12 protein-coding genes are annotated in these 11,736 nt (G+C 43.3%); 10 read left to right on the plus strand and 2 right to left on the minus strand.

What is annotated here, in order from left to right; genetic code table 11:
• Positions 1-164: 164 nt before the first annotated feature.
• The 3 genes from NST25_RS08840 to NST25_RS08850 are packed head-to-tail and all read left to right on the plus strand — an operon-like array spanning position 165 to position 1,273.
• Positions 165-383, plus strand: a complete 219-nt coding sequence (locus NST25_RS08840) for a spore coat associated protein CotJA (RefSeq protein WP_036684070.1) — start codon at positions 165-167, stop codon at positions 381-383.
• 3 nt (positions 384-386) lie between these two features.
• Complete coding sequence (locus NST25_RS08845) at positions 387-653, plus strand: spore coat protein CotJB (RefSeq protein WP_036684069.1); 267 nt, start codon at positions 387-389, stop codon at positions 651-653.
• A 50-nt stretch (positions 654-703) separates the two neighbouring features.
• Entirely contained in the window at positions 704-1,273 is a 570-nt protein-coding gene (locus NST25_RS08850; RefSeq protein ID WP_036684067.1) for a manganese catalase family protein, read from the plus strand.
• Positions 1,274-1,334: 61 nt separating this feature from the next.
• Here NST25_RS08850 and NST25_RS08855 read toward each other — a convergent pair whose 3' ends face one another.
• A complete protein-coding gene (locus NST25_RS08855) occupies positions 1,335-1,964 on the minus strand; it encodes a LysE family transporter (RefSeq protein WP_076279386.1) in 630 nt (209 codons plus the stop codon).
• 352 nt (positions 1,965-2,316) lie between these two features.
• On the minus strand, positions 2,317-2,652 hold the full coding sequence (locus NST25_RS08860) for a potassium channel family protein (RefSeq protein ID WP_076124810.1): 336 nt from the start codon (positions 2,650-2,652) through the stop codon (positions 2,317-2,319).
• 582 nt (positions 2,653-3,234) lie between these two features.
• Here NST25_RS08860 and essC point away from each other — a divergent pair.
• The 7 genes from essC to NST25_RS08895 are packed head-to-tail and all read left to right on the plus strand — an operon-like array spanning position 3,235 to position 11,736.
• Entirely contained in the window at positions 3,235-7,221 is a 3,987-nt protein-coding gene (essC, locus tag NST25_RS08865) for a type VII secretion protein EssC (protein WP_076279385.1), read from the plus strand.
• A 20-nt stretch (positions 7,222-7,241) separates the two neighbouring features.
• Positions 7,242-7,949: a hypothetical protein gene (locus tag NST25_RS08870; RefSeq protein ID WP_076219072.1), complete on the plus strand. Its 708-nt coding sequence runs from the start codon at positions 7,242-7,244 to the stop codon at positions 7,947-7,949.
• 20 nt (positions 7,950-7,969) lie between these two features.
• Positions 7,970-8,221 carry a hypothetical protein gene (locus NST25_RS08875; protein ID WP_076104573.1) on the plus strand — a complete coding sequence of 84 codons (252 nt, stop codon included), beginning with the start codon at positions 7,970-7,972 and terminating at the stop codon, positions 8,219-8,221.
• A gap of 27 nt (positions 8,222-8,248) precedes the next feature.
• Positions 8,249-9,709, plus strand: a complete 1,461-nt coding sequence (locus tag NST25_RS08880; RefSeq protein WP_076219073.1) for a hypothetical protein — start codon at positions 8,249-8,251, stop codon at positions 9,707-9,709.
• Between the two features lie 21 nt (positions 9,710-9,730).
• Positions 9,731-10,090: a hypothetical protein gene (locus NST25_RS08885; protein ID WP_076219074.1), complete on the plus strand. Its 360-nt coding sequence runs from the start codon at positions 9,731-9,733 to the stop codon at positions 10,088-10,090.
• A 21-nt stretch (positions 10,091-10,111) separates the two neighbouring features.
• Complete coding sequence (locus NST25_RS08890; RefSeq protein ID WP_076219075.1) at positions 10,112-11,161, plus strand: SAF domain-containing protein; 1,050 nt, start codon at positions 10,112-10,114, stop codon at positions 11,159-11,161.
• Positions 11,162-11,166: 5 nt separating this feature from the next.
• Positions 11,167-11,736, plus strand: coding sequence for a hypothetical protein (locus tag NST25_RS08895; RefSeq protein WP_339190283.1), 570 nt, complete (start codon positions 11,167-11,169; stop codon positions 11,734-11,736).

Below are 11,736 nucleotides of genomic sequence, written 5' to 3' on the forward strand. Positions count from 1 at the left end.
TTCCGGAGACAGCTTATTTGTCATGCACATTGCACAAAAAAAATTGCTAATGGGCTTTTTTTGTGAATAACGTTTTATATTGTGTCCTGCTGTCATAAGTTAGCTAAGGGAGTAATGTTCAGAGTCTTTAAAGAAGGAACAGGAACAAAGGAGGTACAAAAAAGATGGAATCACAGCTGCGGAGGTATACCCCCTTTAGGGGCCCGTTTGATCCTTGCCCACCGGTGCCGTTCAAGACGTATGTAGTTCCACCCAATCAATTTATCACCTTTCAGCCGCCCGATTTGCCACAGTTTAGTTTGCAGGAGGCTCTGAAGTATGGAACGCTCTGGCCAGCACTATTTAGTCCGTATGAATCCAAGTGCAAAGGAGGAGGGAAATAGACTATGGAGGCAAATCCTTGCGACCAACGTTATTATGAATTGCTTGAACAGTTGCAGACCCTTGATTTTGCCTTAGTGGAGTTGAACTTATACCTAAATACGCATCCTGACGATCTGAGAAGTATTGAACAATTTAATCAGCTTACGCTGGAACGAACTAAGCTAGCGAATCATTTTCAGGAGTTATATGGCCCGCTGCAGAATTTTGGCCGCGCATATTCTAAATGTCCATGGGAATGGAATCAACCCCCTTGGCCTTGGCAGGTGTAAGAGGAGTATAACCGTAAGGAACTATTTTTCTAGAGGAGGGAAGTTCCCGAATGTGGATATACGAAAAAAAACTGCAATATCCGGTACGGGTGGGTAAATGTGATGTCCGGATGGCGCGTTATTTGAGTGAGCAATACGGAGGCGCAGATGGCGAGCTCGCCGCTGCACTACGCTATATGAATCAAAGATACACGATTCCAGATAAAGTTATTGGCGTGTTGAACGATATTTCTACTGAGGAATTCGCTCACCTTGAGATGATTGCCACGATGATCTACAAGCTGACGAAGGATGCTTCGGTATGTGAATTAGAGGAAGCGGGATTAGGGCCACATTTTGTAGCGCATGATCATGCCCTGTTCTACACGGATGCTAGTGGAGTTCCATTCACCGCAGCCTATATTCAAGCTAAGGGAGATCCGCTGGCAGACCTTTATGAAGACATTGCGGCTGAGGAAAAAGCCCGGGCTACATATCAGTGGCTGATTGACATGACGGATGACGTGGATCTGCAGGATAGCCTTAAGTTCCTGCGGGAGCGGGAGATTGTGCATGCATTACGGTTTAAGGAAGCGGTGCAGATTATTATTGATGATCGGAATCAGAAGCGGGTGTTCTAAGGATTTCTGTGAAAAAGACATTTAAAGCCGTTCTCTTTTAAAAGAGAACGGCTTTTTTACGTTAAAAAATATGGAGGCTCCGCAGGAATTGATAGAAGAAATACCCGCCAAAGCCGATTAATACAACACCTGCGCTGATAGTCACCCATTTAATAGCCGTCCGGTTCATTGCTTTTCGTGTGGTGGATACAATCGTCATCAGGCCAATATCATGGAGCAGGATACCAATCAGGATACCTAATCCCACTAGCAAAAAGCTGCCCGTATTAGTACGGTCAAAGGAGTCGGACAATACGGTACCAAAGACACTAACCCAAAATACCAGGTTTCCTGGTGAGATCGCCACTAGCAAACCATTTTTGTAAGAAGAGAACAGCGATTTGGACGTCTTCTCTCCTCCAAGGGAAATATCATGATCTGCATTCTTGATGCTGTCATATCCAACGTAGCATAGGAAGAAAGCTCCAACTAACCACATGATTACTTGTATGATAGGCATGGAAAGAATAGAGGCTAGACCCAGGTATAAGCCTAGAATTAGGAAGAGGTCGATAGTCATTCCCCCGAGGCCAACAATCCAACCATGCATAAAGCCATTTTTTAAGCCTTGTTTGGTCATTTCAATGGTAATGGTACCTACAGGTAGAGCGATGGAAAAGCCGAGCAAAACGTATGTAAGAAATAAAGTCATTAAAATTTAAAGCCCCCTTTATCAAATTAAACGAAAGTATATTTTACACCATGAAGTAATAGGGGGCAATTCTTTTGAGTGAATTTATCTATTACAAATTTGCTCTAAAATTTTCGACCGCTCTAATAGAGACGGTCTTTTTTATTTATTTGAGGATCGCCAGAGATGAATATTAATGGTCTCGATTTTCTTTACCGATGAATTATTGCTCGAAAATTAAAGGGTGACATGAGATGAAAAATGTGATTTAGTTAGGTGAAAGTTAGTATATAAGCGATTATTTGAAAAAAAGAGCCTCATTAGCTTCGGCTAACAAGGCTCTTAATACTGTCATGAGTTTGGATTCCATTATTTAATTGTTATCTTTATCGGTTTGTTTGATCAGTTCATAAGCGATATACCCGATCATTCCCAAGAACAACCCTGTGCCTGCAATAATGTAAACGATCGTAAATATTTTTCCGAGTGCTGTCTGGGGAACAAATGTTGGATGACCTAATGTACTAAGCGTTGCAACGCAGAAATAAATAGCATCCAGGACAGACAAACCTTCCTGTTTGACATAAAAAATGGTTCCGGACAACAGCGTCATCAAAACTAATAAGAATAATGCTTGGAAATTTTTACGTTTGAGCGCTTTCCATAAGCCCGAGAATAAACGTTTTAAAGTTAGTAAAAATGATAACATGCAGCTCCACCCTTCATTTATATTAGAGCATACATAACAAATCGTAGTCAAACTATTGAAACCAAGCAGCCTCTTATGAGGTTGCTTATTTGTTTTGAGAAATAGTTAGAGTCAGCAGCAACTTCCTGGTTCTCTCCCAAGTTAAATTCCTTCTAAGAACATAAGTTTCCTTCAATTTGATAGAAATATTCTGATTCATAGGATCTATTATGGAATGTTGATTTCAAAGTAAAGCTTTGAAATCTTCTATTTAGCAATGGAAGTGGATAGGAGTAATGAACAACCTTGAAAAAGTAAATGTGCCAAATGTCTTAAATTGAACTAAAAGAAAAGTACGATGAGGTGACCTTAGAACTGGATCTATATACACTAGTAATTTTACTATTATGAAAATAATGGTTATTTATTGGGGATCTTTGAACCATTTTAGCAAAAAATGTTATGGAAAATATAAACTATTCAGTCTTCAAACCGATAATGCAGTATGTATATCCTGAAATGGAAAAAAATTTATATTTTATTTAAAATTTACACTATTATTTCTTGTTAATCCAAAATTCCTATCCAGTGGTGATGAAAAAGATGAGTGCTCAAGAAAAGCTAACCAATCAGGTACAAAGAACCCCTCGAATTAAACCAAATTACCCGGAAGGTGAATTGGTTTTGGAGGATCCTGCCCGGCCATCGGGAAAACCAACCTTCTCATGGTTGACGATTATAGTCCCCCCCATCGGGATGTTAGTCATCTCTATATTTATGTCAACATTGACCAGGTCATTTACCATGCTGATATCAACCATGGGTATGACTCTTCTGACGGTCATGGTTTCAATTTTAAATTATAAATCTAGTGTGAAAAAACATCATGAACAGAACAAAAAACTTGAAAAGAAATATCTCAACTACTTATTTCAGGTTCGTAATGATTTACAAAGTGCCGCGAGTACGCAGCGAGAAGCCTATACATATATCCATCCAAGTATTCAATCTTGTGTTGAAATCGTACGGGGGAGAAGCAAGCAGCTGTGGGAAAAAACAGGAATTGAAGATGATTTTCTGAATCTCCGGGTTGGTGCTGGAATCCAGCCGATTGCTCTGGTGCCAACATATAGCTCAAAAGCGAAAGCAATTGATGACGACAACCCACTTGAAGAAATCGCCAGTAAAATATGCGAAGAGATGTATTTTGTACGAGACATTCCAGTCTACATACCGTTAAGGAATATTAATACGCTTGGAATATACGGCAAACAGCAGGAGGTTCGTGATTTCCTCAATGCTATCCTGGTTCATTTAACAACACACCAAGGCTACGATGATGTAAGGGTAATCTGCGTGATGCAGCCTGATGATCTGGAACACTGGGAATGGTTAAAATGGCTGCCCCATACATGGAATAAAGATCGAAGCCAGAGAAGTTTGGCTACAACATCCTTTGATGCCTCTAATATTGCGGATGAATTACTTCCGGAGCTTAGAAAAAGAGAAGAAAACAGCAAGAATGGTTATGGACTACAGCCAATGCAGGCCCCACATTATGTTTTTCTGGTTTTTGCTCCTGAACTGTGGGACAGCACGGATATGATGAAGTATTTGCTCTCGGGCAATGCTTCACTTGGAGTGACCAGCATTTTTACATCAGAGAAGATTGATGTTGCGCTGCCGCTGAATTGCCAGGCTATTCTGGAAATTAAGGGCGGTAAGGGGATGGTTCGCAAAGATACTAATCAGCTGTTAAGTCATTTAGCTGATTATTTTTCTGCCGATTCTCTGGATAAAAAAAATTCGGAGTTTTTTGCCCGTTCTTTGTCTCCGCTCAGAATTAAAGAAGGTCAAAATAACAGCTATATCCCGCCAATGGTTACTTTTCTAGAGAGCTTTGAGGTTGAGCAGGTAGAGTCTCTAAACGTAATGGAGCGCTGGTCAAAAAACCAGGCTAACCGTACCATGTCCATTCCTCTGGGGCTCGGGACAGGTGGTAAATTTCTTTTGTTCGATATGCACGAAAAAAGCTATGGCCCACATGGTCTAGTAGCCGGCACCACCGGATCGGGGAAAAGTGAGCTGCTTCAGTCCCTACTTTTGGGTCTGGCGGTAAATTATCATCCGCATGAGATTGCTTTTGTACTGATTGACTATAAGGGTGGAGGGATGGCTAACGCTTTTCTTGGGCTTCCACATCTGGTGGGAACAATCACCAATCTTGGTGGTAATCAGATCAATCGGGCTCTTGCCTCCATCAAAAGTGAGCTTTTGCGGAGACAGCGACTGTTCAGTGAAGCCGGAGTGACCAGCATTGATAATTACATCGTTCTTTACCGCAATAAGGAAGTTAACCTTCCCTTGCCGCATTTGATCATAGTGGTGGATGAGTTCGCAGAACTTAAATCAGATCAACCGGAATTTATGAAAGAGCTGGTCAGTGCGGCACGGGTCGGAAGAAGCTTGGGGATTCACTTAATATTGGCAACACAAAAACCTTCTGGTGTAGTCGATGACCAGATCTGGAGTAACTCCAGATTCAAATTATGCCTGAAGGTCCAGACACCTTCGGATAGTCAGGAGATGCTAAAACGCACGGAGGCAGCAGAGATCAAAGAAAAAGGCCGTGGGTATTTGCAAGTTGGTAATAATGAAGTATTCACTTTGTTCCAATCCTCCTGGAGCGGAGCGCCTTATCAAGCTGGGGAGACAGATCAGGATGGAAGTCCCAAGATGGATATCGTTTCACTAAGTGGTGAACGCAGAGCCCTGATTCCGAAGGGGAAAAACAGTGATGATGTCTCAAAACTGAGTGAGCTGCAGGCTGTGGTTAATCATATAGCTGCCATTTCTGCTGAGCAATCGATCGGAGAGGCCTTTCAGCTGTGGCTGCCTCCACTTCCGGAGACCATGACTTTAGCAGATGTTATGGATCAGAATCAGATCTGGGATGGGCAATCATGGAAGCAGCCAGATCAGAATCTTATTGCCACCGTTGGACGAATTGATAATCCGTCAGATCAGGAGCAATACAATCTGGATATTAATTTTAATCAGGACGGACATTTACTGGTTTATGGAGCACCGAGCAGTGGTAAGACAACACTGTTAAAGACAATTATCATGTCCCTCGCCTTGAAATATGAACCTGATTACGTTCATTTCTATATATTGGATTTTGGTACACGTACCTTGGGAGTATTCCACGAGCTTCCACATGTAGGGGATATTATTTTTCCAGAGGACGAACAAAAGCTTGGAAAACTGATCAGTTGGTTGTTGTCCCAACTGGATGAACGCAAACGTAAGTTTTCTCAGCTTGGAATCAGCAATTTGGTCTCTTACAGTGCGGCCACTGGAGAGAAGGTTCCTTACATTGTTATTCTGCTCGATAATTACACAGGATTCTCAGAAGCATATGATGACTTTATCTTAGAGCTTTCCAAGTTGGTGCGTGAAGGTGGTAATTACGGGATATACTTCGTGTTCGCTGCCAATGCTGTAACCTCTTATCCTTACCGAATCAGCCAGAATATTAAGCAGGCTCTAGTATATCAAATGTCTGATAGATTGGATTATTCCAGTATTCTGGGCAGAACAGAAGGGATGGAGCCAACGAATACCGTAGGCCGCGGACTGCTCAAAGATAACCGGATTTTGGAATTTCATACCGCGCTTCCTGTGGATGGCAGCTCGGATGATCAGATTGCTGCCTCTCTCCGCCGGATTAGTTCGGAGATGAAAGCAGTGGCAGGTGTGAATAATCCTGTAGGAATTTCAGTGATCCCGGACAAGCTTTCACTGGCAGAGCTTTTGGAACGTGTGCATAAGGAACAACCGCAAGGGAATTATCTGGTACCGCTTGGGCTGGATTGGGATACTACACTTCCGGTAGAGATTAATGTAAAGCAGGTTAGCAATTTTGTAGTGTCTTACACCACTCAAAAGTATGTGGACTTTAGATTTAACGCCTTAATACAAGTTCTTGATAAATCGGCAGGCGAAATAAACATGGAATTCCATCTGTTTGACAGTGGTGTTGTCAGTATACCAAGCCTGAAAGCTAGTTCAACGATTACCCGCTATATGAGTACAGCTGAGGAGTTTTTACAGCTCACACAATCCTTGGTGAATCAGCTGCAACTAAGGAAAAATGATGCCCGGCAAGCTTTTGCAGATGTCCAAAACCGTGAAGAATTTGACGAGGCTGAGTATATTCTGTCTAAGTACCCGCTTCTTGTCATTGTAATGCCTCATCTTAAGTCTGCTTTTGATCTGATGGAGAATGATTCACTGGATCATTTGGAGCGGATAGCGAGGTTTGGCGGTGGACTTGGTGTAATGCTGCTGGTCGGCAGCGATTCGTTTGAACTGAGTCAAATGCAATTGGTCACTGATTTTGCCGGTGAACTGATTAACAGTGGACATGCATTGTTGTCCGATGGAAGACCCAACGATCATTTGTCTTATGCACCACTACTCGAGGGTTTGGAATACCATGAGCTGAACGAGGTGTTGGACAATACTGAAGCGATGCTGCTAACAGAGGGATCCATTTCACGCCTCAAAATGATTACAGAACTATAGATAAGCAGGTGAAGAAAGCGATGAAGCCGGCTCGTGAAATATTTGAATTGCATCCTTTAGAAATTATCTATTTAACTGCTTTAATAGGAGGAACCAGTTTTCCAGGTCTGGAAATCGATCTTAAAGGTGAATCGGAGCGCAATTTACGCTCCCTAATGGATACACAGATGAGGTCGCTGGAAGTGAAGGGATATTTAGAGGTTGATTTTGTGGGGCTCGCCAAAGTGAATGAAGTGCTTCATAGAGGTATCGCTGTTGCATCCAGTTGCAAATCTTATTATTGCCAGCTTATGCATACAAATCAGCAGACTTGCAAGGTCTTCTATTTTGTTCAGGATGAAGTTTGGTTTGAACTTGAGCATCAGCCGGAAAGTAACACCTATAAGCTTCAGGAGATTTATGCACTACATGAGCTGATGTATCAGGTCATTGAAAGAATCCCTTTAGTGTGGGAATTGAGCGATAAAGAAAAATTACAAAAAGCGATAAATAAAGAAGTAGATCTTGAAACGTGGATGGGGAAATCTCTTCAAGCAGGTGCATTCATAACTTCCTTGGCAGAAATCCAATGCATTACTGAGGAGGCACAGGTGATTCGCGAACTGAACCTGTTGATTCATGAAGAACAAATGTGGCTGCTGCGTGGGGTGGAAGAAGACGTCAGTCAAACCACGCAATCCTTGCCTGCAGTAGTTAATGAGTTATGTAATTGGCTGCAAGAAGCTTAACAAATCTGGGGGATCAGACTATGTCAACTGCACTGACTACTTTTGTATTTAAAGGTGAAAGAGAGAAGTATTTGGATTTGGAAGTCTCTCTTTCTATTTCTACAGGGCAATGTATCGAGCTACTTAAGCAAGCCAACTGGCTTCCGGATAACTGGGAATTTAAATGTGAAGCCAGCCGTACGGGCGAAGAATGGATGGAGTTGGGGCCGCATGCTGTTCTCGCAGAGATTATACAAGGGGACGGAGCCATAGTTCGTATTTTACCCTATTGAGCTGGGAGATCGTAAAGGAGGATTCCTATGAAAAGCGTACACTTAGTCTGCTCGCCTGAACTTATAATGCTGCTATCCAGGTCGCTGGAACATGAGGGTTATGTAATTTCCGGTAAACATTCTACATTACATAGTTTTATAAGTGGTTTCAGTAGCAAGGAAGTTGATCCTTCATCCATTGTAATTATGGAGGGCGGCGCGGGTCTGGGCACACCGGTCAAGGCTGCGGATATTATCAGTTTCATGACACTGATCCGCAAATATCTTAAACATACGCGGCTGATTGTTCAGTTAGACCCGGTGCTGCAAACGGATATTGAATTTATACGGACCCTTGTAAATATGAATATACATGATCTTCAGTTCACTACGGAATTCCAGGGCGATGATCTTCTAAACTGGATCAAAGAGAAAAAAACTACAAGGGATTATTATCATATCCTGGGGAAAAAGAAAGGCCTTTTTGCATCGTTTAAAGGCTCATCATCAAGAGCAGCTTCTGACGCGGCAGTGGAAGAGGCACCGTCTGCTCCTCCGAGACCGGTGGAGTCGCTTACCCGTCCACAGCCAGTGGCGGCCGGTTCCAGAACTGTAGCAGATGCCGCCAACAGGAGACCTTCCGTTGCTCCTCGCTCTTCAGCAGGATCAACCCCGCCTAGACTGGGGCCTCCGGCCAGAAAGGAGACCCCGTCATTAGCCGAAGCGGAAACGCTGGAGAGTCTGGAACAATCTATTCCGGTAGAAGAAGAGTCGATGCCAGCAGCAAGTACGAGAATTCTGGGCAGCAATGTACCACTTGTCATCGGAGTTTGTGGTGTCGGAGGGGAAGAAGATGTAGGTGCGGCGGCATTTCTGCTGGCTGCGGGTCTGGCAGAACTGGGCTGGAAGCCTCTGGTATGCGGAGATGACAGGCCCGAAATCAGTTCGCTTGAACAGATTGTTTTTAAGGGGGAGAAAGAAGATTCGGTTTCTACCATGTTCGAATATGAAGGAGTCACTTTCTACCGCAGAGGGTATTCGTGGGATATTTCGGAGCTTTTGGCCAGTGAGTTCACGCATATCATTCTATGGGTAGATATCCATCGGGAGCGGAAGGGCACCAGCGGACTCGAGCTGTGGTGGAACTCGCAAATTCCTATTTTGATAGGCAACGGGGCTATGTGGAAGTATGAACTGCTGAAAGAGAAGCTGAACACCCTTAATCCTTATGAGCGCAAGCGGTGCAGGTTACTGCTGGAAAATGGACATCAGGAAGTATTACAAATGTTGAAAAAGGATTTTGCAGAAATTCAAACGACTCTGATGCCTGCACATCAAGATCCTTTGTATCCAGATAAAGCGGCTGTTGAATGGGTAATGAAGCTGCTGACCGTTCAGAAAAAGCTCTTTCGCAAGCAAACGTTGCTCTGGGGAATTGTTGGGATGGTCTTATTTGTGACCTTGTTATTAATAGGCATAGGATTTTCATTCGTTCCGGAGAGCCGATAATTATAAATCAGGAGGCTGGGTATGAATTCAGGTATGGTTAGGGGCATTGCTTTTGATTGCCATCGACTTCTCTCCCCTGCCCAGGAGTGCAGCGATAAGATGAGAGCGGCAATCACAGGAGTGTCTGGTTATTGGGTAGATTTGGGTGGGGAAGAGTTTAAGCAGCATTGTGAGGAATGGATTAAGAAAATGAACGAATTTAAAGCTGCCATAGCCCAAATTGAAGCAAATATGATGAACTATGCAGATAAATTGCAGGTGGAGGAAGAGAGAGCAGAGGCAGCCAGAATTAAGGAAGCTGAAAGACAAGCCTCCGAACGGGCAGCAGCGGCAGCGGCGGCCGCAGCCGCAGCCGCAAAATCTACAGGGAAAATTAAATAGGGATGGAAATGAGGTCTTGAAGTGGCAATACGTAAGCGGAAAAAAATACTGAGATATACGATCCTATCAGGTTGTCTTGTTGCCGTTGCCACATCCGGGGTATGGTTTGCAACTTATCGCCATTATAACGCTAAGCTGATCGATGAGCGGGCAGCTTACGAAGAACAGCTGAATGATAAAGATGAAGTCTTGCAGCGCTATATGGACCAATCCCAGACAGCCTATGTATTGATATCTCCAAAGCTAGCTGGAGAGGTGATTACTGCTGAGGATGTAATGGAAGAGAAGCTACCCAAATTCTCCTCACCGGATAATCTGATCAGCGAGTCTAAAGCAATTGTTGGTAAGTACTTGAAGATTGATGCATTATCAGGCACAGCGGTAACTACTGAAATGATACGTGATGAAGCGAGATTGGAGCCTTCAGAACGAAAAGAAGAGACTGAATATATTAAACTGCCGCTTCGGTTAACGAAAAAAGATGTCGTAGATATTCGGATAGTTTTTCCAAATGGCGAGGATTACATAGTAGTAGGAAAGAAGTCGCTGAAGGACGTAGATTTAGCGAATCAATATACATTTTTTAATGACAATGAAGAAGAAGCACAGCTCCTGCAAGCTGCCCTGGTGGATGCATACATAAATAACGCAGAGCTGTATATGAAACAGTACGTAGAACCGGAGCTTCAGCCTGAACCTGTAGTCAATTATGTCCCTAATCTGGATGTACTTGGAGTAATTAAGGATAATCCTTTCATTATAGATCAGGCCAAGTGGAGTCTTGCTGCCAATCTTCGTAAGGAACTGGAGAAACGTCTCGAAGTTATGGAGGATGAAGATAGAATTCGTGTGGGAGCACAGGCACCAAGCGGCAGTGGTGTGATCCAGAGAAAGGCTGTGCAGGGAGCGGCGGCAGCAGAGGAGGCTGCAAAAGTTGATGACAGCCAATCCGTGAACGGAGTGATAGATCGGACCAATCAAGCGCCGATCGATTCAAGTGCAGACCAGAGTTCAACGGGTGTGACGAATAAAGAAGCAGCCACAGATGACAGTCTGCTGGAAGGAGAGTGACCGATTTGCACATTGTTGTTGCAGGGGATTGCGAGAAGCATGATTTCATACTGGCAGCGGCTATTCTGTTGAGAAATTATTTCAACAACGATGTCATGATTATTTCGGATAACAGCAGGAATTATCAGTATTTTGAAGGCGAAGTGTCTGGTATAAAGATTGCAGATTCAACCGTAGCTGACAAACCGGATATCGTTCTGTATGACTGGCATAATGGGTATCCTGAGGGTCTTAAGGAGGAGATTATTGTCTTCGCGACTACCTATGACCGTCAGTCTATGGAGAACGTAGATAAGTTGCTGGATCAGAAACGGATGCCTACTGTACTGCTTGTCATAGAAGAAGAATGCGGACTTGGGCTGAAGTATGTGGATAAATATTATCCAGTGATTACTTCGAAAATCAGTTACATCAGTAGTCCGGAGCGAAGAATTAATTGGGTCCATGATGGAAGGGTGGATCTTAAGGTAGATAAGGATTTTGCCGAAGCTGTAAATGACTTTTTGATTGGAATTTGCGATGTTCCAAAGCAAGACATCAAGAAGCTGTGGCAGTATGCAAGGAAACGGGGGTAG

It is taken from the genome of Paenibacillus sp. FSL E2-0190, from assembly GCF_037992965.1.
Taxonomy (GTDB): Bacteria; Bacillota; Bacilli; order Paenibacillales; family Paenibacillaceae; genus Paenibacillus_AQ; species Paenibacillus_AQ odorifer.